We start from the raw sequence: 22,422 nt of genomic DNA, 5'->3' as shown, positions 1-22,422 counted from the left end.
AAATACGATAGGTATTATGTGATATTATATGGTGCTAATAAGTGAGGTGCTTGGACAAATATAAGAAAATGCAAAAAACACCATGCGCATTCACGCATGGTGTTTTACTATTCTAGGATTAGCCTTGTAATCTTTCACGAAGAACCATTTGCAGGATTCCACCGTGACGGTAGTAGTCGATTTCAACTTCAGAGTCAAAACGTACAACTACTTCAAATTCCTTCTTGCTGCCATCTTCAGCAGTAGCAGTAACTTTTACAAGATCACGTGGTTTTACGTTCTCATCAACTTGAACTTCAAATGTTTCCTTGCCAGTTAAACCAAGTGATTCTGCGTTGTCGCCTTCTTTGAATTGAAGTGGAAGAACGCCCATTAATACAAGGTTTGAACGGTGGATACGTTCGAAGCTTTCAGCAAGAACAGTTTTGATGCCTAATAGGTTTGTACCTTTTGCAGCCCAGTCACGGGAAGATCCCATTCCGTAGTCTTTTCCAGCAAGAACCATTAAGCCAGTGCCTTCTTCTTTGTACTTCATGCAAGCATCGTAAATGGACATAACTTCACCTGTTGGCCAGTAAGTTGTGAAGCCGCCTTCTGTGCCAGGTGCGATTTGGTTACGGATACGGATGTTTGCGAACGTACCGCGCATCATAACTTCGTGGTTACCACGGCGGGAGCCGTAAGAGTTGAAGTCACGAGGCTGAACGCCTTTTTCCAATAAATATTTACCAGCTGGAGTATTTTTGCCGATCGCTCCTGCAGGTGAAATATGGTCAGTTGTGACAGAGTCGCCAAACTTACCAACAATGCGAAGAGCAGTTAATGGCTCTACTTCACCTGGGTCTTTAGATAAACCTTCAAAGAATGGAGGATTTGCAATATAAGTTGAATCCTCATCCCAAGTATATAATGGCTCGTTGCTTGTCTTGATTTCATTCCAGCGCTCGTTGTCGCCAAACACGTTCTCGTATTCTCTACGGAACAGTTCAGGTGTTACAGTTTGTTTTACTACTTCATTTACTTCAGCAGTAGTTGGCCAGATATCCTTGAAGAAGACGTCGTTGCCGTTTTTGTCTTTTCCGATAGGATCTTTTTCAAAGTCAACGTTAACTGTTCCAGCTAATGCATAAGTAACAACTAGCGGTGGTGATGCTAGGTAGTTAGCTTTTACAAGCGGATGGATACGTCCTTCAAAGTTACGGTTACCGGAAAGAACAGATGTAACTAATAGGTCGTTTTCCGCGATTGTTTTTTCGATTTCTTCTTTTAATGGACCGGAGTTACCGATACATGTTGTACAGCCGTAACCAACAAGGTTGAAGCCGATTTGCTCAAGGTATGGAAGTAAGCCGGAATCACGAAGGTAACCAGTTACAACCTTAGATCCTGGTGCCAAAGAAGTTTTTACAAACTTAGGAACTTCCATTCCAAGTTCTACAGCTTTCTTCGCAACAAGACCTGCACCCACTAGAACATATGGGTTAGAGGTGTTTGTACAGCTTGTGATAGAAGCAATCGCAACTGCACCTGTTTTGATTTCTGCTTCGTCACCATTGTTAAATTTAACGGTTGCAGACTTTTCAAGCTCATCAGAACCTAAGCCGAAGCCTTGATTGCCTTGAGGAGCAGAAACAGCTTTCACGAATTCTTCCTTCATTTGTGAAAGTGGAATCAAATCCTGCGGACGCTTAGGACCAGAAAGATTTGCTTCAATTTCAGCAAGGTTGATTTCGACTACGTCAGTATAAACTGGCTCATCAGCTGGTGAGAAGAATAAGCCGTTAGCTTTGCAATATGCCTCAACAACTTTGATTGCTTCTTCATCGCGGCCTGTTAAGCGCATATATCCAAGTGATTCTTCATCGATTGCGAAGAATCCGCAAGTTGCACCGTATTCAGGAGCCATGTTCGCAACTGTTGCACGGTCAGCAAGCGGTAATGAAGGAACGCCTGGTCCGTAGAATTCAACAAATTTGCCAACTACGCCATGCTTACGAAGAACTTGTGTTACTTTTAATGCAAGGTCAGTAGCAGTAGCACCGTTTGGCAGTTCACCAGTTAATTTAACCCCTACAACCTCTGGTACTGGGAAGTAAGAAGGCTGTCCAAGCATGCCTGCTTCTGCTTCGATACCGCCAACGCCCCAGCCAAGAACGCCAAGACCATTAATCATAGTTGTATGAGAGTCAGTACCTACAAGTGTATCTGGATAAGCTTCAAGCTCGCCGTCAACTTCAGCAACATGAACAACATCAGCCAAGTACTCAAGGTTAACCTGGTGAACGATACCAGTTGCAGGAGGAACTGCGCGGTAGTTATTGAATGCTTTTTGTGCCCAGCTTAAGAACTGGTAACGCTCAGCATTACGTTCGAATTCTAAATCCATGTTAACTTTTAATGCATTTTCGTTACCATATGCATCAACCTGTACAGAGTGGTCGATAACAAGGTCAACAGTTTTTTCAGGATTGATTTTGTCTGGGTCGCCGCCAAGGTCTGCCATTGCTTTTCTTAAGGAAGCAAGGTCAACGACTGCAGGAACACCAGTGAAGTCCTGAAGAATTACACGGGAAGGCTTGAAAGGTACATCTACCTCTTTAAGTTCATCTGTTCCCCATTTTGCAAGATTTTCAACATGCTCTTTTGTAATAACACGGCCATCATATTGGCGGAGCACGGATTCAAGTAATACTTTTACGGAATAAGGCAATTTGGACACGTTGCCAATGCCTGCTTCTTCCAAAGCGTTTAGACGGTAATAATGATAAGTTTTGCCGTTTACGTCAAAGGAAGATCGTGCGTTAAACACATCATTTTTCGCCATGGTAGTAACCCCCTTATACGTCATAAAAATACAAAAATCGAAAAGTTGAAAAATCCCCATCCGGCTTTTACTTTTCTCACAAAAATAATCTTAATACAACCGATTACATAAGTAAATAACAAGAAAGTTATTGTGATTGATAAGTTTTTCTTATGGTTTTTTATGTAATTTATTCGGAATATTTTGAAAAAACTATCATTACCTATGTAAAATTTTCTTTTGCCATCCGAAGGATTCCCTCTTACATTATGGCAAAAAAACTTTTATTTGTCATTAATTTCGTCCGAATGGAGATAGTAATTTTAACAGGAGGTGAAGGTTAATGGCAAAAAGAAAGGCGAAGCATGTCATACCAGGAATGAATGCAGCTGGTGCGCAAGGTATGGGTGCAGGCTATAATGAAGAGATGGCCAATGAACCCCTTACAGAAATGGAAAGACAAAACAATAAAAAACGTAAAAAGAATCAATAAAGATGCTTCCATTGCTTGAAATGGATTGAAAAAGCGGGACGGGATTCCCGCTTTTTCTTATTAATGAAAATCATTTACATCAGTAACAATTTGTTTTAGATCCTGCTGGAATCTCTCAAGCTGTGCCCTTTGTGTTTCAGAAGCCACTTCGAGCGCATTCTCAATTTGCTGGTATGCCTCATTCACTTCATTTTTTAAATGCTTTAATTGATGTCCATAGCTAGCACTGTCGCTGACAATCGTTTCGAAAAGTCCCTGTGCATTCTCAAACCCCTGCTGAGCAGCTTGAAAAGCTTCCTGTTTATTCTTGTTATAAGGATTTCTTTGCATCTTTAGGATTCCCCCTTAAATTGTTTACCCATTAAATTGTACAGAACGAAAAAAAATATTCAGCACATAAAAAGAATGATTGACCGCATCCTAACTGATGAGGAGGGATAATGATGACCAACAAAAATGACGGGACAGATATGCGCAGAAATGCCCCAAAACAATCCGGCCAGCCGGAGCCTTTAAGCGGGTCAAAAAAAGTGAAAAATCGCAACCATACGCGTCAAAAACATAATTCAAGCCATGATATGTAATTTAACGATTAGCTAAATGAAAAAAGCATCGATTCAGAATTCACTGAAACGATGCTTTCGTTTTTCTTAAATATGTAACAATGTATCTAGGAGCTGCTCCTCTTCCTCCTTAGTAACAGTCCTCAGATCAATTAAAAATTCATCCTTTTGAATTCTGCCAATGATAGCAGGCTTCGACTCCGTTCTCAACTTCCTGCCAAGCTGCTCGGCCGTTAAGGATTCATGCCTTAAGGCTATAACCCTTGCAGGCAATTCCACATCCGGCATTGTGCCTCCTCCGACCTGACTTGTTGCTTGAAAAATATTTGCCTGAAAAGCAGTTGTCCTTTGTAACAAATTTGTAACAAAGTTTGCTGCCCTTTCGTCTAATTCATTGACAGAAATTAATAAATCACGGATGACCGGAATATTTTTCATTGTCTTTTCACCACGGGCATAATCTAGTAATGTACCCTCAAGCGCCGCAAGTGTCATTTTATCCACCCGCACCACTCGCGCAAGCTGGTGTTTTTTCAATCGATCAATAATTGCCTTTTTCCCAGCAATAATTCCTGCCTGCGGGCCTCCTAACAGCTTGTCCCCGCTAAATGTGACAACATCTGCACCCATTCCAATTACTTCTTTGACTACCGGCTCGTCCCCAATTCCATGGTTTCTTAGGTCAAATAACGCACCGCTCCCTAAATCCTCATAGAAAAGGACATCTTCACGGGTTTTTGTAAGCTGAATTAATTCCTCTGACTCAACCGATTTTGTAAAACCAATTACCTTAAAATTGCTGGTGTGAACTTTCATGATGATAGCCGTGTCGGGCGTCACCGCATTTTCATAATCATAAAGATGAGTTTTATTGGTTGTCCCAACTTCGATTAATGTCGCACCGCTCTCCTCCATGATCGAAGAGATTCGAAACGATCCGCCGATTTCAACAAGCTGTCCTCTTGAAACAATGACCTCTTTATTTTTGGCCAAGGCTCTTAAGACAAGGTAAACAGCAGCAGCATTATTATTCACGACCATCGCCGCTTCGGCCCCAGTAATCTCTTTAATCAAGGCTTCAACATGACTATGGCGAGAACCACGTTCCCCTTCATTTAACTTATATTCAAGATTGGAATAGTTTTGAGCTACTTCCACTACATGTTGAATAGCGGCATTGCTTAACCTAGCCCTGCCAAGGTTGGTATGTAAAATCGTGCCTGTTGCATTAATAACTTTTTCTAATGTATATGAAAGCTGTTTTTTAATTTTATATTGCAGCTGTTGAAAAATTTCATCAATAAACGATTCCGTTCCAGGCAATGGCCCTAGCCACTGTTGGCGGATGATTGCTTGTCTAGTCTCATCCAGAATGTCTTTTAGAAGACTAGTCAGGGCTACTGCATCAAGCTGATTTTGTTCAATCAACACTTTAAACTGTGGGTGATGTTGAAGCTCATGTACAGGTGGAATGCTCCGCAAGGTTTCTTTCATGCAATAAATATCTCCTTAAAATCCTTCTTTTGTCCTATTATAGCATTTTTAACATTTTTCGGCTCCTTGAATAAAATGAAACGTGTAAGGAGGAATAATATTTTGAAAAAGAAAAACCTGCCTCGAAATTCTGTTGTAGATTTTGAGAAAATGGAAAAATGGTTAACAAATTATTTTTTGGATCCATCTACAACCCATTGCGATTTATATCAATTCAGAATTGATATATACGAAACCGAAACAGATTGGATTGTTGAGGCATCATTAAATGAATATGTCAGTTCGGAGATTAAAGTAAAAACTGATAATACACAGCTTGTCATTACAGCGCAAAAACATTCTTACACATTCCCATCACGACATCCAAAAAAGACCCGTACAATTGACTTTCCTTTCTCTATAATTAATCATTGTATAAACGCTTCCTTTCAAAATAATGTTTTAGAGATCTTTATATCAAAAATAAATAATGGTTCAGGAAAAAATCGGTATATTACGCTGCCTTGATTTACTTTTTTATTACACAGTTTACATAATAAAATTACCGGCAATTTAAAACCCTCACAGTTGAAATGTGAGGGTTTTTGTTATTTTGACTCCATGATTTTAATAATGTCTTCTGTATCTGGGAATAACCCTATTTCATCTTTAGAGTAGATTTTTTCCCCATTCACGGTAACCTCGAAGATTCCTCCTGAGGCTGGAATCAATTCCAATTTTGAAATATCACGCCGGAAATGCGTGATTAGTTCCTCCGCGAAACTCGCGGCTTTTGGTGCGTAGTTTCACTGCATGCAAAATTCAACAATTACATGAAAGTTTTTCATTGATGACCTCCTGCTTTTCATTATGTATATGGTAGAAACATTTTATCTTTTCAACTATTATTCCGCAAATGTTTTGCACCTATTAGTATAATAGGTATACTATTTAATGGGAGGTGTACATAATGAGTGAGCAGGAAAAGATTCGCCTAACCTCTTTATCAACTAAGGCTGGTTGAGGCTGTAAAATTGGTCCAGAGGACCTGACGCAAGTTTTGCGTCTTTTACCAAAACAAGACCCTGTTCCCGAATTACTTGTCGGGAATGAAACTAGCGATGATGCGGGTGTGTATCAATTAACGGATACGATTGCGCTGATTCAAACAGTAGACTACTTTACTCCAATTGTGGACGACCCGTATATGTTCGGCCAGATTGCAGCCGCAAATTCATTAAGCGACGTGTACGCCATGGGTGGAGAACCAAAGACTGTATTGAATATCGTCGGCTACCCTATAAAAAAACTCGGAGCGAATATGCTTGCAGATATTTTACGCGGTGCTGCAGATAAAGTTAAAGAAGCTGGGGCCCTCACGGTTGGCGGCCATTCCATCGATGATCAGGAACCGAAATTTGGGTTATCCGTGACAGGAATTGTCCATCCGGAAAAAGTTTGGAAAAATGTCGGAGCAAAGCCTGGAGATATCCTAATATTGACAAAACCAATTGGCGTTGGAATTTTGACAACTGGGATTAAAAGAAATGCCGTAACTCCGGAGCAAGAACAAGCCGTGACAGAAACAATGGCAATGCTGAATAAAACCGCTGCTGAAGAGCTCTTCCCATTTACTCCAAGTGCTGTGACCGATGTGACCGGCTTTGGCCTGTTAGGACACGGAAGTGAAATGGCACGAGGGAGTGATGTGAGCTTTGAAATTTCATTTAACCAGGTGCCAATTCTTGAAGGGGCCATCGAATTAGCGAAAAATGGCGTAGTCCCTGGCGGCTCTAAGTCTAATCATAAATGGATATCTGATGATGTTGTGTACGAGGACATTCTTCCTGAAGAGCAGCTTGTTTTATGTGATGCGATTACTTCTGGGGGTTTGCTTGTCTCAATTAACGAAAAAGATGCAAAGCTTTATGTGGATGGCTTACATTCACGTGGATTGGCAGATGCCTCTATCATTGGACGAGTAACCGAGAAAAATGACAAATTGATCTATGTGAAAAGATAACAGCGAAGCTTTAAGAGCTTCGCTGTTTTTCTTTAACTTGGGATTTTCAATTGAAATTTTTGGCTTAATTTATCAAGCATATCTTTGGTCATTTTGTCTAAATCATAGTCGTATTTGAAGCCCCATTCTTGCTTAGCAGCGCTGGAGTCGATAGAATTTGGCCAGCTTTCGGCAATTTTTTGACGAGCTGGGTCTACATTATAGTTTATTTTAAAACCAGGTATATATTTTCTGATGCTTGCCGCGATTTCTTCCGGGTCGAAACTCATCGCAGACACGTTAAAGGAATTACGGTGGTTCAACTTAGAACCATCCGCTTCCATTAAATCCACGATGGCATTCAATGCATCCGGCATATACATCATGTCCATATAGGTGCCTTTATCGATATACGACGTATAGCGCCCATTTTTTATTGCTTCATAATAAATTTCCACAGCGTAGTCGGTAGTACCGCCTCCAGGAAGTGCCACATAGGAAATCAATCCAGGGAAACGCAAACCGCGTGTGTCAACACCGAATTTTTCAAAGTAATAATCCGCCAAAAGTTCACCGGCTACTTTATTGACACCATACATGGTGGTAGGGCGCATAATCGTATCCTGTGGCGTATTGTCTTTCGGTGTTGATGGACCAAAAGCACCAATTGAGCTTGGGGTGAAAAATTGTGCATTCATTTCGCGAGCTGTCTCTAGCGCATTTAACAGACCGCCCATATTCAAGTTCCAAGCGAAAACTGGTTTTGCTTCGGCAGTGGCTGACAATAGGGCTGCTAAATGCATCACCGTATCCACCTTATATTTCCGGGCCGTCTCCACCATTGTTTTACCATCGGTCACATCGACCACTTCAAACGGACCACTTAATGCCGCTTCGCTATTGTTTTTCTTTATATCAGTAGCAATAACATTGTCCGATCCGTAAATATCTCTAAGCTTTAAGGTTAATTCAGAACCGATTTGACCTAAAGCACCCGTTATTAATATACGTTTCATCTATATCATCCTCTGTCAGTAAAATCTTTAAATAATTCCTAATTCCTTGCCGACTTTTTCGTAAATGGCGATGGCCTTATCAAGCATTTCTTTCGTATGGGCTGCTGTCGGCATATTGCGGAGCCGTCCTGTCCCGCGAGGAACGGTCGGGAATACGATCGCCTTCGCATAAACCCCTTCTTCATTTAACCGTCTGCTAAAATCCTGAGTTAATTTTTCATCGCCAATGATACATGGAGTAATCGGCGTTTCACTATTTCCAATATTAAAGCCCAAGTCCTTTAATCCTTTTTTCAAATAGTTTCCGTTTTCCCAAAGCTTTTTATTAAGCTCAGTACTTTCCATTAAAATCTCGATTGCACGTTTGCTTGCAGCCACATCAGCAGGTGTTAGGGAAGTGGAAAATAAGAACGGACGGCTGCGAACCTTCAGCCAATCAATTAAGTTTTGCTTTCCGGCAACATAACCACCGACAACTCCGATTGCTTTTGATAGAGTACCAATTTGAAAATCGATCTTATCGGAGAGTCCAAAATGTTTGACCGTCCCTGCACCTTCACCGAGTACACCTGAACCATGTGCATCGTCTACATAGGTAATCAAGTCAAATTCCTCAGCAATTTTAACGATTTCTGGCAGAAGCGCGATATCCCCGTCCATCGAAAAAACACCATCGGTAATGACCATTACTTTGTTATAATGACCAGACTCGACTGCTTCTTTGGCTTTGGCGCGCAAATCATCCATATCAGAATGGTTGAAACGGATGATCTTAGCTCTGGACAGTCTGCAGCCGTCAATAATAGAGGCGTGGTTAAGTTCATCTGATAATATCGCATCGTTTTGATCCATGACAGCGGAAATAGCCGCCATGTTACAATTAAAACCTGATTGATAAGCTATGGCTGCTTCTGTATGTTTAAACTCAGCTAATTTTTCCTCCAGCTCTAGATGAAGCCTGAGAGTTCCATTAATAGTCCGAACAGCTCCTGCCCCCACTCCGTATTTTTCAAGCGCTTCGGCAGCAGCTTTTTTCAACCGTTCATCGGTTGCTAATCCTAAATAATTATTGGAAGAAAGATTAACAAGTTCCTTGCCGTTAATCGTAATCACCGGTCCATTTGGACTTTCAAGCGGATCGATGACGTTATATAGGCCTTTTCCCTTTAAATCCTCAAGATTTTCATTTAAAAAATGCTCTAGCTTTTTACTGGACATATCAAATCCTCCTTTATCATGAAAAACGATGTTTATGTATTTTTTAAAAATACAATTGTCCTCCTGAGGTGGACATTTACACTCCATATAAACCCTGCTATAAAAGGATTCATTTACTATACTTTATCACATTTCCACAAGAATGTTCACCCCAGGTGGACATTTTTTTAAAATATTTTTTATTAGTTTGCCCATTTAGGACGCAAAAAAAAAAGAACCCTTCCACGATGGAAAGGTTCCATAAGTTTATATACCCGTCGGCCAAGTCGCTAGCAGCCTCTCGCTTTTTTCACGCTTTGAGGTTAATAAGTATTCAAGTGACTGACAAAGGAATTTTCGTGTTTCATTGGGCTGGATGACATCGTCAATCAAATGCTTCGCTGCCGCTTTATATGGTGAACTATCAAATGACCAAAGCTCTAAAAGTTTTTTCCGTTCCTCACTTGGATTTTCAGAGCGGGCCAATTCGCGGCCAAACACGACATTCACCCCGACTTCTGGTCCGGTAAAATTAATTTCCGCGCTAGGCCAAGCGACCACTAGATCACCGCCCATGCCCGGACCGCACATATTCCCGTATGCAGCACCGATACTTTTACGGATGACAACGGAGATTTTCGGTACAGTTGATAAAGCCAACGCCTGATTCCAGACCATAATTTTTGTTGGCATTTTTGCTTTTTCTGCCTCACTGCTGATACGGAAACCTGGAGTATCGTGCAGAAAAATCAGCGGGATATGATAGGAATCACAAAGACAAATAAACTCAGTCGCCTTCTGACACTCATGCGGGCCAGGTGCTCCGGCAAATTGGTTTGGCTGGTTGGCGATAATTCCGACCACATGCCCGTTCAAATGGGCAAACGATGTAATCAAGCCTTTGCCGAATTTCCGTTGATATTCGTAAAAGATGCCATCATCAACAATCGTTTCAATAATTTTCTTCATATCATAGACACGGTTGTTTTGCTGCGGCAGTATATTGAAAACCTCATCTACTAAGCGGTATGGATCATCATTCGTCTGTCTCATTTGCGGGCGTTCACCACTGTTTTGCGGCATATATGAAAAATAGGTTTTCAACTGGTCAAAGCATTCTTCTTCCGTTGCCCCATCATCATCAATTTGTCCGGTAAAGCGGTTATGAATATCGACCCCGCCTAATTCTTCCGGTATCATCCTCTGCCCGTTCGCGAGCTCAAGCATCCGTGGTCCGGCAATCGCCATACAGGTTCCTTGCAGCTGGGTGACGAAATCTGAAGAAACAGCAGTCCAAGTAGGACCGCCAAAGCTGTCTCCCAAGATGGCCGTCATCGTCGGTACTTGGCGGTGAACTGTCAGCATCTCACGCGGGAAAAGTTTATCGCTGAAACCGTCTGAACCCATTCCATCCGGCATCCGCAATCCGCCGCCTTCATGCAGTGCAAACATTGGGAGGCCATTTTTAACCGCAAACTCATGGATACTTTTGGATTTCCGCATGTGAACGGCACCTTCCGTCCCGGCAAAAACAGTCTTGTCCCCGGCCTGAATGACGGCTGACCGGCCATTCACTTTACCGACACCAATGATTAGTCCATCCCCATAGCTTTTATGCTCGGTTCCCTTTACATCGGATGTATTTAACATGCCAAGCTCCATAAAGCTGCCGGCATCAGCAAATTTTTCAATTCTTTCGCGTGCAGTTAATAGTCCGCGTTCGTGCTGGGCAGCGATTTTATCACATCCGCCACCTAAAAGTGCCGCTTCTTTTCTGTCCTGTAAATCCTTTGATAATTTTTGTAATAACTCCATTGTATAATCTCCTACTCTTCTTTTAATAATTTTCGCAATACCTTTCCGGATGATGTTGCCGGCAGCTGATCAATGAATTCTATATAACGTGGATATTTATACGCAGCCATGTTTTCTTTTGCCCATGAGATGATCGCGTCAGGAGTCAAGCCTTCCTTATTCGAATCCTGCAGTACGACAAATGCTTTGACAACTTCTCCTTTTACAGGATCAGGCACGCCGATAACGGCTGATTGGCGAATAGCCGGATGTAAATTGAGAAGTGCTTCGACGTCTTCTGGAAAAATACTGTAGCCTGAGCTTTTTATCATTTCTTTTACTCGTCCCATGAAATACAAATATCCATCCTCGTCAAGGCGTCCGATATCACCAGTATGAACCCAACCATCCCTAAGCGTTTCGGCTGTTGCTTCCGTCCGGTTTAAATACCCCTTAAACACACCCGGATTTTTCACGACAATTTCACCCTGCTCGCCTGCAGGCACTTCCTCACCTGTTTCGATATGAAGGATGCGAATTTCTGTATCAAAAGTAGGGATTCCACAGGAACCAAACTTCACTTTATCCTTTGGCATAAACGTGTCACATGTATGAGTTTCACTTAAACCATAGGAAGCCTCGAATAACGGGCAGCCCTTCGTAACCGCTTTCCATTTGTCTGAAAGCTCTTGTGTGACCTGAACTCCAAAGCTGGTGGCCAGATTGGTTGTTAAACTGGACAAGTCTCTTTCGGCAATGCCTGGAATTTGTAAAATGGCCCAATTCATCGGCGCAATGCTATACCAATAGGAAACACGGTACTTTTCTATGGCGTCGACCGTTGCAAGCGGATCAAAACGAGTAAATAACACACATGGCCTGCCCGAATAAATGGTTGAATTTAACCCCATCAACATACCAGCAATATGGCATAATGGAGCACTTGCCAATAAAATTTCATCGTCCTTCATAACGTTTGAATGGGCAGCGGCTGCGGATTTAAAAAGGGCATTACCAAATGTGAGCATTGCTCCTTTTGGGCGTCCGGTGGTTCCGGAGGTAAAGACCATTAACCCAATATCATTCCACAAATCAACTTGTTCAGTATGTTCGTACGGATTTTCAGTTTGAAGGATCGTGGTGAAATCATCTGCTTCTGTGAGGTGGTGTTTTGGTACAAGCAATTCTTCAGGAAACTTCCATTGAGGCTGGTCTGGGAGAAAATCTTGATAGTTAGCAGTCACTATAAAGTTCAGGTTGCGGGACTTTTCCATCGCTTTTTTGACAAGAGGGTAAATTTCTGCACCAGCTACAATCCCTTTAATTGGTGCTTCTTCGAAATAATAGGCCAATTCATTTTCTTTAAACATTGGGTTTAGTGGCACAACCGTTCCACCAAGTTTTTGTATGGCGAAATGAGCAATAATATATTGCGGACAGTTTTGCAAATAAAGGGCGATGCAGCTGCCTTTCTTAACCCCTTTTTTATGTAAATAGCCAGCAAAGCGATCACGTACTCCAAGAGTTGTCCCCAAGTGACCTCTTGTCCATAAAAAATATAGGCAGTGTCATTTGGGCGCTCGTTCCCATGCTGCTCTAAATAAGCAAAAAGTGGTTTTTCACCTTGTAAATAGGTAAAGTTGGCAGGTACATCAGCTGGCCAATAGGGGCGGATTTTTTCAACCATCTTTCATTCCTCCAATTATTCTTTATATGAAAATTATGATTGGGCCCAAACATCCTAACCGGTTAGTATCCTCTAGTGATATTTATTTCCCTTTTCACAATTTTCTAATATATACGTACATTTTAATAGTAACTGAAATGGGCTAATTGTTCAATCCTTCTATGATACTTACGGGAAGGGTTTCTAAAAGACGAACAAAATAAAAAAATTATTAGTACATTATTCGCTTTTTGCGAAAAAAGTGATTGATTTCTCGATTTACCGTGATATAATTTGAAATGAATTCAATAAGGCTTCACTCATATAATCGCGGGAATATGGCCCGCAAGTCTCTACCGAATTGCCGTAAACGATTCGACTATGAGTGGGTAATGAGAACGGATGCTTTTCTTTTAAAGCGTACTTCCATTCTATTCCTTTCGGACACTAAGCCCAAAGGCCATTACCTCACTCAATTTGATGTGGGGACGGCCTTTGGGTTTTTTATTTTTAAAAATGGGGGTACAACATGAGACTATTACAGGAAAAAATCAAAAATGACGGGCAAGTTTTATCAGATCAAATCCTAAAAGTTGATTCTTTTTTAAACCATCAAATTGATCCAGAATTAATGCTTGAAATTGGCAAAGAGTTTGCGAAGCGCTTCGCTAACGAGGGAATCACCAAAATTGTCACCATTGAATCTTCGGGCATTGCCCCTGCAGTTATGACGGGCCTACAGTTCAATATTCCAGTTATTTTCGCCAGAAAAAGAAAATCACTCACATTAACCGAAGGATTGATCACCGCTTCTGTTCATTCCTTTACAAAGCAGGAAACTAACGAGATTTCGATTGCGCAAAAGTTTTTAAAGGCTGAGGACAAAGTTCTTATTATTGATGACTTTCTTGCCAATGGTCAGGCAGCCTTAGGGTTAATAGATATTGTCAACCAAAGCGGCGCCGAAGTGGCCGGAGTAGGAATAGTCATCGAAAAGTCCTTCCAAGACGGTGCAAAAATGCTAGCCGACCAAGGAATAAGAGTTGAATCTTTAGCCCGCGTTGCTTCCCTCGCTAACGGTGAAGTCACTTTTAAATCTGAAAAAGTAGAGGAGCTAGTATAATGAAAAATTCAACACTTAAAACAGCATCCCTTGGAATTCAGCATGTTCTCGCTATGTATGCAGGAGCAGTTATTGTTCCGCTTATTATTGGCGGTGCCCTCAATCTTTCGAATGAACAGCTTGCCTATCTGGTTTCTCTTGATATATTAACAAGCGGTATCGCTACATTATTACAGGTATGGCAGAATCGTTATTTTGGGATCGGTCTTCCGATTGTCCTTGGCTGTACATTTACGGCAGTAGGCCCGATTATTGCCATTGGAAATCAGTATGGCATGTCCTCTATTTATGGTTCGATCCTAGTTTCCGGATTAATTGTCATGTTGATTGCGAAATACTTTGGTAAACTGATTCACTTCTTCCCTCCAGTCGTAACGGGTTCTGTTGTGACGATTATTGGAACGACACTAATTCCTGTCGCAATGAATAATGTTGCCGGCGGTCAAGGCAGCCCTGATTTTGGTTCAATTTCAAACATTGTGCTGGCATTTGGTACGTTATTATTTATCATTATTCTTTATCGTTTCTTTAAAGGGTTCATACGGGCTATTTCTATATTATTAGGCTTGATAGCAGGTACCATTGCTGCAGCGTTCATGGGAAAAGTAAATTTTTCTGCAGTTGGTGATGCATCCTGGTTTCATATGGTAACACCTTTACATTTTGCAACTCCTTCTTTTGAACTGGCACCGATTATTACGATGACAATTGTAGCGATTGTGAGCCTTGTAGAATCAACTGGTGTTTATTTTGCCTTAAGTGATATCACGGGCCGAAAGTTGACGGAACAGGATTTAGTGAAAGGGTATCGTGCAGAAGGGTTGGCAAGTGTAATTGGGGCATTCTTCAATTCATTCCCATACACCACTTACTCGCAAAATGTTGGGCTTGTCCAGTTTTCTGGGGTTAAGGATAAGAGCGTTATTTATACAATGGGCGGAATTTTAATTTTTCTAGGGTTTGTACCGAAAATTGCGGCATTAACAACAGTTATCCCAACTGCTGTACTTGGCGGAGCAATGGTTGCTATGTTTGGGATGGTCATTGCTTCTGGAATCAAGATGCTTAGTAAAGTAGACTTTTCTTCACAAGAGAATCTATTAATCATTGCTTGTTCTGTTGGAGTTGGTTTAGGTGTAACTACCGTTCCGGATTTATTTGCACATCTGCCTGAGAGTGTTAAGATTCTTACGAATAGCGGGATTGTTGCTGGAAGCTTAACAGCTATCTTTCTAAACATTGTCTTCAATGTCATCAAACCCGCTAAGCGGACGCAAGTTCAAACAGCAAAAGGATTAAAAGTATCATAAATCATAAAAAATAATCAGACGGGGCTGCTATCGGCCCCGTCTTCTATTTACCGCCATTTTATTACCTCTATGTCCTGCACTTTCTGCTCTGGATTGTCTCGTATTTCCTGAACCCAATAATCCCTGATTATCCGCAATTGATTGAAGCAGATTGCTTGCGGCAGTAAGTGCCGTATTTCCAGAACCACCGGGATCCGTATTTCCGGAGCCTGAACCTGAAACGGTATTGGTAACCGAAATGGGTGAAATAATCACTGCCCCGCCAAAGTTTACGATTCCTCCTGATACGGTTCCGATGCTGATACCATCCTTCAATATGCCCATCGCCCTCCCTCCTTTTACGACTGTCATTTTTATTAGAGTATGTACAAGCAGCCAAGCCTGTTTATACAATTTCATCAATAAAATAAAAAAAGAGAGAGCGTTTCTCTGCCTCTCTATGCAATCCTATTATTGGCAAATCGACCTTTTCTCCAACCGGCATATCCATTTATAATACCCCAATAATATTAAAAGCAAAATGGGGTCTAAAATGGCAGCATGCCAAAGCTTCCACCAGCCATAATGGAAATATCCCCAAGGTTCCGGGAATAGCGTAATCATCTCGTAACCTAAGATTGCAATCACAAATAAAATTATATAGAATGCCTTTTTTACATGTGTTCCTTTAAAAGGAAACCAATTTAAAAAAATCATATTAACAGGTGGAACCACGAACAAATGAGGAATTTCACCAGCCCAATCAACTTCTTTATTGAAATACCAATAAGCTTGGTATTTAAATTCTATAAAAACATCGAAAGTCGTTTGAAAGGCAATTGTGAAGCACCAAATATGAACAATTTGATTAAGAGTTAAAACCCTATTGAACTTAAAAGCGATAAAATTAAAAATGAGGATGGCGATAATTAATCCAATCATACATTTATCCTTTTTTCCTTAAATTGCCTCCAAAATCAAAACCTATTCATTTCTGCTGACATTATTTTTTCGTCACAGCAAACTGTATAAATTGAAATTTTCTGCCCCTGTCAGACCGACAGGGGTTTTATCTATTCGAATAATCGATACTAATCGATTGAATAAATCGATAAATTGAATTTATTACGTACTAACATTTCCTTATAATTAGGAAGGTTAATATTTATTTCTATTCATTTTTTAGTAATTGACAATTGAGGTGGGTATCTTTTATGAAAAAGTGGTTTTCTGTAATGATCCTGGTGATGATGGTATTTTCATTAGCCGCCTGTGGTCAAAACAATAATGAAAAATCTAGTGAAGGCAAGAAAGAACAAAAAACAGATCAAGTGTTTAAAATCGGAGCCATTCCGGACCAAAATGCCGCCGACTTGCAAAAAGGCATGGATGCAGTCGCTAAATACTTAAACGAGAAAACTGGCCTAAAGGTAGAGTTCGTTCCTTCTGTTGATTATGCCGCTTTAGTAACAGGATTCCAGCGCGGTGAAATCAGCATGGCTTGGTTTGGCGGATTAACAAGTGTTCAGGCTAGAAACCTTGTCCCTGAGGCTAAATCCATCGTTCAACGGCCGCGGGATGCTGAGTTCCAATCAGTGTTTATCACTCAGCCTAATTCCGGCATTAATTCCTTGAAGGATTTAAAAGGGAAATCATTTACGTTTGGCAGTGAAAGTTCAACATCCGGCCATTTAATGCCGCGTTATTTCCTTTCAGAAGCGGGTATTGACCCGAACAAAGACTTTAATGGTAAGCCTAATTTTTCCGGCTCACATGACACAACCTATAAGTTAATCGAATCCGGTTCCTTCCAGGCGGGTGCATTAAATATTTCCGTTTGGGAAGCAGCCGTTAAAGAAGGTAAAGTGGATACGAACAAGGTAAAGGTATTCTATACAACACCTCCTTACTATGACTATAACTGGACCATTAATAAAGAGATCGACAAGAAATTTGGCAAAGGCGCAGAGCAAAAAATTAAGGATGCCCTCCTTTCTTTCAATGGAGAGCCAAAAGAAATGGCTGATTTGTTCCAAACCGACAAGTTTATCGAAACAAATAACGGAAACTATGGCAAAATTGAAAAAGTAGCCAAAGAACTAGAGATTATTAAATAGTAGGTGTTTGTCATCTATGACTACAAAAATCATGATTGATATAAAAAATTTAACAAAACATTTTGAGCGGAAGATAGCCTTATCTTCCCTTTCTTTTACCATTAAACAAGGGGAACTGGTGGCATTGGTTGGCCCGAGCGGCGCCGGAAAATCGACGCTGTTAAATTCAATTGCCCGCCTCGTACCTTTGGAAAGTGGTGAAATGGTCATTGACGGCCAGGACATCTCTTCTTATAAAAAAGGAAAAGCCTTCGCGAAAAAGGTTGGGGTTATCCGTCAGCAATTTGATCTAATCGGTCCGCTAGCAGTGATCCATAACGTCTTGGCGGGAAAATTAGCGGAATGGGGAACCGTGAAATCATTGATATCTCTGCTCGTCCCACAGGAAAAAGATGCGGCAATTAGCGCGCTTGAACGTGTCGGTCTCGCGGATAAAGCTTATGAAATCACCTCTACCCTTTCCGGCGGTGAGCAGCAGCGTGTTGCATTGGCCAGACTAATGGTTCAAAAACCGGAGATTATTTTGGCAGATGAACCAGTTGCCTCCCTTGACCCGGCACGGGCTGATGACGTTCTGTCGATGCTCACTAAAATTGTTTCAGAGGATAACCAAACGCTAATTGCCAGCCTACATTCAGTTGAATATGCACGAAAATATTTTGACAGAATCATTTCCTTAAAAAACGGTGCGATATTTTTTGATTTGCCTACAGAAAAGGTAACCGATGAAATGTTAACCGAACTGTACAGTCTAAAGGAGCATTCGAGCCATGCATAAATGGAACTCCTCCTTTCGGCTCCATAAACGATTTATTCTTTCATTGATTTTGTTGGCAGTTTTCGGATGGAGTTTGTTTTCGGTCAAATGGGATGCAGATGAGGTGTACCATGCTGGCGGAATTCCAACATTGGGGCAAATTTTTAAAGGTCTCTTTCAACCGGATTTAAGCTCTGAGGTTTTATCGAAAGGTCTTGAAGCCGCCTGGATTACTTTGGCATATGCCGTAGCAGGAATGTCTCTAGCCATTATTTATGCTTTTATTGTCGGCGTCCTCGCATCGGGGACGTTAACATCTTCACGGGCATCTAGACTTGCCAATAAGGTATTTTTCAGAGGAATATTAGGATTTACCCGTTCGATTCACGAACTGGTTTGGGCGTGGCTGTTCGTGTCTGCCATCGGTTTCTCCCCGTTTGCTGCCATATTTGCCTTAGCAATTCCATACGGCGGGATTCTTGGCCGAATTTTCGCCGATATGCTAAATGATGTACCCAAAGAGCCAATAAAAGCTTTATTGGCAGCCGGGGCCTCCAAACTTGAGGTCCTCTTTTACGGGTATTTGCCATTAGTTTGGGCTGATATGATTAGTTATACGATGTACCGTTTTGAATGCTCGATTCGTTCTTCGGCAATTATGAGCTTTGTCGGTCTCGGCGGTCTTGGCTATCAAATTCAACTTTCGCTTGCAGATTTGAAATACGACCAAGTTTGGACCTATGTATTTTATTTGATTGCCTTGGTTGTACTTGTGGATATTTGGAGTAATTTTGTCCGCAAAAGCTTAACAGATCGAAAGCGCCAGCGTGGTTTCAGTTCAGGCTGGCGTGCCGCTCTTTTGGCGTCATTGCTGATTGCAGGTTCGTGGATATATATTTATATTATCGACCATGCCGATATATTTGACCTTTTCTCTGATCAAAATGCGGAATACGCGGGAAAGTTTTTTGGAGGATTAATTGGTTTAAATGAAAACAATCCAGCCTTTTTCAATGCCGAAAGCTGGGCTTCTGCGTTAAAACTGACCTATGAGACGCTGGAAATGAGCGTAATGGCGATTGGGTTTTCGACCATTGCAGCCTGTTTAACGGTGATTCCAGCTGCGCGTAATATTGCGAGCGGTAACCTGACCATTTCGAAAAAATGGTACAATTGGCCGCTATACGGTCTGGTCCGTCTCGTTTATATTTTTTCCCGTTCCGTTCCGGAATTGGTCTGGGCGATGATGATTATTTTCATTTTAAAACCGGGTATTTTGCCAGGCGCACTTGCCCTTGCTTTGCACAATTTTGGAATTCTAGGAAAGCTATGGGCAGAGGTAATTGAGGATATGGATCCACGGCCGATTCGCAACTTGGCTGCATCTGGTGCCTCTAAGATTGAGACATTGTTTTACGGGATTCTTCCCATTGTTATGCCAAGGTTTTTAACCTATGTGTTATATCGCTGGGAAGTGATTATGAGAACCACGATTGTTGTTGGATTCGTTGGTGCAGGCGGTCTAGGCATGGATTTTAAACTAGCCATGAGCTATTTTCAATACACGCAGATTACCCTGCTGCTGCTTTGCTATATGATTCTTGTTGTCATCGCGGACTTTGCATCGGAAAGTACGCGGAAAACAGTGAAATAGGGAGATTACGGCCGCTCGATCATTGGATCGGCGGCTTTTTTGGTTAATAACAATCACATACTATCGTTTACACACCGGGCTAAACAACTGCTAAAAATAATCTATCATTTAGCTAATAAACAGCTAGCATAAATCAGCTTGGTTTTTATGGTCTAAATCCTTCGGCTGCTGGGCCTTTCTCACTAGCTTACCGCCATCAAAATGCCGGCCATAGGTGGTTACGATTTCTGCCGCTTCTTCATAAGTCGGGATTTGTCCGTTTGCTTTCCATGTTAAAAAGTAGGATTGAACCTTTCCACTGTAAAACACCCAGCTAAAAAACTTCCTAGCAAAGTTATGCATACCTCCAGTTCGGAAGGAATTCATTTCTTTGCCTGCTTTCCAGACAGTCAATGTCTGGCCGATTCCGCCTTCTAATTGCCCTCTCAATTCCGCATACAGCAAATTGTCGTTCTTGCTCATCGCCTTCATGATCATCTGGTTTAAAAAGCCATTGATTATTAGGCGCGGTATGTTGAAATGTTCTCCCCTTGTGACTGAAACCACTGCTGCTTCAGGAATTTCAATGTTCCTATCACCTAATATAAATGCTCCACCGTATTTATTATTAGAATCAATCTGTTTTTCCCACTTTTTTTGCATGGTCCCTCATCCCCATATTTTATAATATAAGCATTTGCGCACAGTAATCATACCAAATTTTTTTAATATTATGAATCTAAAAATATGACTTTTTTCCTATCAATAAGATAATTTTTTCCAAATCCATCCTTTCCCTTGTATAATAGAATCATATGGAAGGGGCGGAATATCTTGTTTAAGATTATGATTGTAGAGGATGATCCAAAAATATGCGATATTATTTCTGAACACCTATTGAAATGGAGGTTTGAACCTAGTAAGATAACAAATTTTGAGAACCTGGATGAACAGTTTATCGAAGTTAAGCCCCATCTTGTTCTGCTGGATATCAATTTACCAATCTATGATGGTTTTTATTGGTGCAGCAAAATCAGACAGCTGTCCAATGTGCCCATCATCTTCATCTCCTCTCGAAATCAAAATATGGATATCGTCATGGCCATGAATATGGGGGGCGATGATTTTATCCAGAAGCCCTTCTCATTAGAGGTGCTGACAGCCAAGATGAATGCTATTTTGCGAAGGACTTACACCTATCAGCAAGAGGAAAAAGAAGTTATCGAGCATAGGGGCTTAATTCTTAATCTAAATAAGGGGAATATTTCTTACCATAACAGCGATATAGACCTAACCAAAAATGAGTTTCAGATTCTTTATTTATTATTGAAAAAGAAGGAAACCATTGTAACTCGCGATGAAATCATGCAAGCCTTATGGGAAAGTGAAAATTTTATAGATGATAACACGCTAACCGTCAATATCGCACGTCTGCGCAGAAAATTGGAAGATTTGGGTCTCATCGATTTTATCGAAACGAAAAAACGGCAAGGATATATGATTCCATGAAATTCAGATATTACGTTTTAGATGAAAAATGGCAGCTAATTACATTCTATTTCATACTTGCCGTTGTTTCCATTCTAATCAGTGTGGAGCCTAGCTTAAAGGTCTCCTTTGGCAGTCTTATTTACTTAGTATTGCTGGCTGTAATCCTTTATAACATTTATTTTATCGGTACTTATTTTAGGAAAAATTCTCAACTCCAAAGCTGGAAGTCCTCCACATTAGAAAATCCACCTGCCTTAATTACATACGAACAGCAGGAATACTATCAAAATTTAAAAGTATTAGAAACAAGCTATGAAATACAAATTCATGAGCGTAATGAGGCTTCTAAAGAACAGCTCGAATTTATGACGGAATGGTTTCACGAAATCAAGACCCCTATTGCCGTTGCACGTCTCCTTTTGGAAACAGAAATCGATTCACCAAGCATGCGGGAAGAAATTGATAAAATCGAAAGCTATGTGGAGCAAGCCCTTCACTTTTCACGCCTGCACGATTTTAACAAGGACTATCTGATTCAAGAGATTGATTTGGAAAAGCTGATAAAGGAAATTGTTATTGATGAATCAAAAGCCTTCATTGGAAGAATGATGAAACTAGATTTACAGATTTCACCAATGACTGTTTTAAGTGATAAAAAAGGCCTGTCCTACATTGTCCGCCAAATCCTGTCTAACGCATTAAAATACACGAAGGAAAACGGGAAGATTACGATAATCACAAAGCCAAAGTCCAAGAAGCTAATCATCCTCGATTCCGGAATCGGGATTTCCGCTGAAGATCTCCCCCGTGTTTTTGAAAAAGGGTTCACCGGAAAAAACGGCAGAGGCCATCATCGGTCAACTGGTATGGGGTTGTACCTCTCAATGAAAACGGCTGAAAAACTGGGCCATAACTTATCATTGGAATCCACCTCGGGTATTGGGACAAAAGCCACCCTACATTTTCCTGAAGCAACAAATAACTTCCATAAGCTATAAAAAAACA

At 41.0% G+C, this 22,422-nt stretch carries 21 protein-coding genes, 1 pseudogene and 1 riboswitch; of the genes and pseudogenes, 11 read left to right on the top strand and 11 right to left on the bottom strand.

The annotated features are described in order from the left end of the window. Positions 1–118 precede the first annotated feature (118 nt). Positions 119–2,824, bottom strand: coding sequence for an aconitate hydratase AcnA (gene acnA / locus V5M37_RS13210; protein WP_423802332.1), 2,706 nt, complete (start codon positions 2,822–2,824; stop codon positions 119–121). 322 nt (positions 2,825–3,146) lie between these two features. Here acnA and sspO point away from each other — a divergent pair, with 322 nt between their 5' ends. Then, positions 3,147–3,296, top strand: a complete 150-nt coding sequence (gene sspO, locus V5M37_RS13205; protein WP_423802331.1) for a small acid-soluble spore protein O — start codon at positions 3,147–3,149, stop codon at positions 3,294–3,296. Between the two features lie 60 nt (positions 3,297–3,356). On the opposite strand, the gene V5M37_RS13200 is transcribed toward sspO, so the two are convergent. After that, positions 3,357–3,626: a hypothetical protein gene (locus V5M37_RS13200; RefSeq protein ID WP_423802330.1), complete on the bottom strand. Its 270-nt coding sequence runs from the start codon at positions 3,624–3,626 to the stop codon at positions 3,357–3,359. Between the two features lie 113 nt (positions 3,627–3,739). On the opposite strand from V5M37_RS13200, the gene V5M37_RS13195 reads away from it, so the two are divergent. Next, complete coding sequence (locus V5M37_RS13195; protein ID WP_213115690.1) at positions 3,740–3,880, top strand: small acid-soluble spore protein P; 141 nt, start codon at positions 3,740–3,742, stop codon at positions 3,878–3,880. A gap of 66 nt (positions 3,881–3,946) precedes the next feature. Here V5M37_RS13195 and selA read toward each other — a convergent pair whose 3' ends face one another. Further along, positions 3,947–5,353 (bottom strand): L-seryl-tRNA(Sec) selenium transferase, encoded by a 1,407-nt coding sequence (gene selA, locus V5M37_RS13190; protein WP_423802329.1) that lies wholly within the window; start codon positions 5,351–5,353, stop codon positions 3,947–3,949. 102 nt (positions 5,354–5,455) lie between these two features. Between selA and V5M37_RS13185 the strand changes: the two genes are divergently transcribed. Further along, positions 5,456–5,860, top strand: a complete 405-nt coding sequence (locus tag V5M37_RS13185; RefSeq protein ID WP_423802328.1) for an Hsp20/alpha crystallin family protein — start codon at positions 5,456–5,458, stop codon at positions 5,858–5,860. 80 nt (positions 5,861–5,940) lie between these two features. Here V5M37_RS13185 and V5M37_RS13180 read toward each other — a convergent pair whose 3' ends face one another. Further along, on the bottom strand, positions 5,941–6,180 hold the full coding sequence (locus V5M37_RS13180; RefSeq protein ID WP_372447556.1) for an Rdx family protein: 240 nt from the start codon (positions 6,178–6,180) through the stop codon (positions 5,941–5,943). Between the two features lie 122 nt (positions 6,181–6,302). Here V5M37_RS13180 and selD point away from each other — a divergent pair, with 122 nt between their 5' ends. Beyond that, on the top strand, positions 6,303–7,355 hold the full coding sequence (gene selD / locus V5M37_RS13175) for a selenide, water dikinase SelD (protein ID WP_423802327.1): 1,053 nt from the start codon (positions 6,303–6,305) through the stop codon (positions 7,353–7,355). Between the two features lie 32 nt (positions 7,356–7,387). Here the strand turns inward: selD and V5M37_RS13170 are convergent, their stop codons facing one another. From V5M37_RS13170 to V5M37_RS13155, 4 genes and pseudogenes are all read right to left on the bottom strand, one after another. Beyond that, positions 7,388–8,350, bottom strand: a complete 963-nt coding sequence (locus tag V5M37_RS13170; protein WP_423802326.1) for an L-threonine 3-dehydrogenase — start codon at positions 8,348–8,350, stop codon at positions 7,388–7,390. Positions 8,351–8,377: 27 nt separating this feature from the next. Beyond that, positions 8,378–9,568: a glycine C-acetyltransferase gene (locus V5M37_RS13165; RefSeq protein WP_423802325.1), complete on the bottom strand. Its 1,191-nt coding sequence runs from the start codon at positions 9,566–9,568 to the stop codon at positions 8,378–8,380. A 246-nt stretch (positions 9,569–9,814) separates the two neighbouring features. Continuing rightward, a complete protein-coding gene (locus V5M37_RS13160; RefSeq protein WP_423802324.1) occupies positions 9,815–11,362 on the bottom strand; it encodes an acyl-CoA carboxylase subunit beta in 1,548 nt (515 codons plus the stop codon). An 11-nt stretch (positions 11,363–11,373) separates the two neighbouring features. Continuing rightward, positions 11,374–13,028, bottom strand: a pseudogene (locus V5M37_RS13155) (AMP-binding protein). 279 nt (positions 13,029–13,307) lie between these two features. Next, positions 13,308–13,409: riboswitch (purine riboswitch) on the top strand. A 127-nt stretch (positions 13,410–13,536) separates the two neighbouring features. On the opposite strand from V5M37_RS13155, the gene V5M37_RS13150 reads away from it, so the two are divergent. Together V5M37_RS13150 and V5M37_RS13145 are read left to right on the top strand one after the other, a co-directional pair. After that, positions 13,537–14,130 (top strand): xanthine phosphoribosyltransferase, encoded by a 594-nt coding sequence (locus V5M37_RS13150; protein ID WP_423802323.1) that lies wholly within the window; start codon positions 13,537–13,539, stop codon positions 14,128–14,130. After that, positions 14,130–15,440 carry a nucleobase:cation symporter-2 family protein gene (locus V5M37_RS13145; RefSeq protein ID WP_423802322.1) on the top strand — a complete coding sequence of 437 codons (1,311 nt, stop codon included), beginning with the start codon at positions 14,130–14,132 and terminating at the stop codon, positions 15,438–15,440. Before V5M37_RS13150 ends, V5M37_RS13145 begins: the two co-directional genes overlap by 1 nt. A gap of 27 nt (positions 15,441–15,467) precedes the next feature. Here V5M37_RS13145 and V5M37_RS13140 read toward each other — a convergent pair whose 3' ends face one another. Both V5M37_RS13140 and V5M37_RS13135 read right to left on the bottom strand, forming a co-directional pair. Next, positions 15,468–15,764 carry a spore germination protein gene (locus tag V5M37_RS13140; RefSeq protein ID WP_423802321.1) on the bottom strand — a complete coding sequence of 99 codons (297 nt, stop codon included), beginning with the start codon at positions 15,762–15,764 and terminating at the stop codon, positions 15,468–15,470. A 126-nt stretch (positions 15,765–15,890) separates the two neighbouring features. Then, positions 15,891–16,361, bottom strand: a complete 471-nt coding sequence (locus V5M37_RS13135; protein WP_423802320.1) for a hypothetical protein — start codon at positions 16,359–16,361, stop codon at positions 15,891–15,893. A 272-nt stretch (positions 16,362–16,633) separates the two neighbouring features. On the opposite strand from V5M37_RS13135, the gene V5M37_RS13130 reads away from it, so the two are divergent. From V5M37_RS13130 to V5M37_RS13120, 3 genes are read left to right on the top strand one after another with little or no spacing between them, the layout of a single operon-like run. Next, the gene (locus V5M37_RS13130) at positions 16,634–17,536 is read left to right on the top strand and encodes a putative selenate ABC transporter substrate-binding protein (protein ID WP_423802319.1); all 903 of its coding nucleotides are present in this window, start codon (positions 16,634–16,636) and stop codon (positions 17,534–17,536) included. A 16-nt stretch (positions 17,537–17,552) separates the two neighbouring features. Next, positions 17,553–18,314 carry a phosphonate ABC transporter ATP-binding protein gene (locus V5M37_RS13125; protein ID WP_423802318.1) on the top strand — a complete coding sequence of 254 codons (762 nt, stop codon included), beginning with the start codon at positions 17,553–17,555 and terminating at the stop codon, positions 18,312–18,314. After that, the gene (locus tag V5M37_RS13120) at positions 18,307–19,947 is read left to right on the top strand and encodes a PhnE/PtxC family ABC transporter permease (RefSeq protein ID WP_423802317.1); all 1,641 of its coding nucleotides are present in this window, start codon (positions 18,307–18,309) and stop codon (positions 19,945–19,947) included. The genes V5M37_RS13125 and V5M37_RS13120 overlap by 8 nt, the downstream gene beginning before the upstream one ends. Before the next feature lie 123 nt (positions 19,948–20,070). On the opposite strand, the gene V5M37_RS13115 is transcribed toward V5M37_RS13120, so the two are convergent. Continuing rightward, positions 20,071–20,589, bottom strand: coding sequence for a hypothetical protein (locus V5M37_RS13115; RefSeq protein ID WP_423802316.1), 519 nt, complete (start codon positions 20,587–20,589; stop codon positions 20,071–20,073). Between the two features lie 171 nt (positions 20,590–20,760). On the opposite strand from V5M37_RS13115, the gene V5M37_RS13110 reads away from it, so the two are divergent. Both V5M37_RS13110 and V5M37_RS13105 read left to right on the top strand, forming a co-directional pair. Beyond that, entirely contained in the window at positions 20,761–21,435 is a 675-nt protein-coding gene (locus V5M37_RS13110) for a response regulator transcription factor (RefSeq protein ID WP_423802315.1), read from the top strand. Continuing rightward, positions 21,432–22,415: a sensor histidine kinase gene (locus V5M37_RS13105; protein ID WP_423802314.1), complete on the top strand. Its 984-nt coding sequence runs from the start codon at positions 21,432–21,434 to the stop codon at positions 22,413–22,415. Before V5M37_RS13110 ends, V5M37_RS13105 begins: the two co-directional genes overlap by 4 nt. The last annotated feature ends 7 nt before the right edge of the window (positions 22,416–22,422 follow it).

The organism is Neobacillus sp. SAB-20_R2A, from assembly GCF_049568635.1.
In the GTDB taxonomy this organism is placed as follows: Bacteria; Bacillota; Bacilli; order Bacillales; family Cytobacillaceae; genus Neobacillus; species Neobacillus citreus.
Note: the sequence above shows the minus strand (reverse complement) of the source record. Positions and strands in the feature narration are given on the sequence as shown.

What these genes read in the sequence shown, in the direction of transcription:
- acnA (WP_423802332.1), bottom strand. Translation starts at nt 2,824, where the DNA reads ATGGCGAAAAATGATGTGTTTAACGCACGATCTTCCTTTGACGTAAAC.
- sspO (WP_423802331.1), top strand. Translation starts at nt 3,147, where the DNA reads ATGGCAAAAAGAAAGGCGAAGCATGTCATACCAGGAATGAATGCAGCT.
- V5M37_RS13200 (WP_423802330.1), bottom strand. Translation starts at nt 3,626, where the DNA reads ATGCAAAGAAATCCTTATAACAAGAATAAACAGGAAGCTTTTCAAGCT.
- V5M37_RS13195 (WP_213115690.1), top strand. Translation starts at nt 3,740, where the DNA reads ATGACCAACAAAAATGACGGGACAGATATGCGCAGAAATGCCCCAAAA.
- selA (WP_423802329.1), bottom strand. Translation starts at nt 5,353, where the DNA reads ATGAAAGAAACCTTGCGGAGCATTCCACCTGTACATGAGCTTCAACAT.
- V5M37_RS13170 (WP_423802326.1), bottom strand. Translation starts at nt 8,350, where the DNA reads ATGAAACGTATATTAATAACGGGTGCTTTAGGTCAAATCGGTTCTGAA.
- V5M37_RS13165 (WP_423802325.1), bottom strand. Translation starts at nt 9,568, where the DNA reads ATGTCCAGTAAAAAGCTAGAGCATTTTTTAAATGAAAATCTTGAGGAT.
- V5M37_RS13160 (WP_423802324.1), bottom strand. Translation starts at nt 11,362, where the DNA reads ATGGAGTTATTACAAAAATTATCAAAGGATTTACAGGACAGAAAAGAA.
- V5M37_RS13150 (WP_423802323.1), top strand. Translation starts at nt 13,537, where the DNA reads ATGAGACTATTACAGGAAAAAATCAAAAATGACGGGCAAGTTTTATCA.
- V5M37_RS13145 (WP_423802322.1), top strand. Translation starts at nt 14,130, where the DNA reads ATGAAAAATTCAACACTTAAAACAGCATCCCTTGGAATTCAGCATGTT.
- V5M37_RS13140 (WP_423802321.1), bottom strand. Translation starts at nt 15,764, where the DNA reads ATGGGCATATTGAAGGATGGTATCAGCATCGGAACCGTATCAGGAGGA.
- V5M37_RS13135 (WP_423802320.1), bottom strand. Translation starts at nt 16,361, where the DNA reads ATGATTGGATTAATTATCGCCATCCTCATTTTTAATTTTATCGCTTTT.
- V5M37_RS13130 (WP_423802319.1), top strand. Translation starts at nt 16,634, where the DNA reads ATGAAAAAGTGGTTTTCTGTAATGATCCTGGTGATGATGGTATTTTCA.
- V5M37_RS13125 (WP_423802318.1), top strand. Translation starts at nt 17,553, where the DNA reads ATGACTACAAAAATCATGATTGATATAAAAAATTTAACAAAACATTTT.
- V5M37_RS13120 (WP_423802317.1), top strand. Translation starts at nt 18,307, where the DNA reads ATGCATAAATGGAACTCCTCCTTTCGGCTCCATAAACGATTTATTCTT.
- V5M37_RS13115 (WP_423802316.1), bottom strand. Translation starts at nt 20,589, where the DNA reads ATGCAAAAAAAGTGGGAAAAACAGATTGATTCTAATAATAAATACGGT.
- V5M37_RS13105 (WP_423802314.1), top strand. Translation starts at nt 21,432, where the DNA reads ATGAAATTCAGATATTACGTTTTAGATGAAAAATGGCAGCTAATTACA.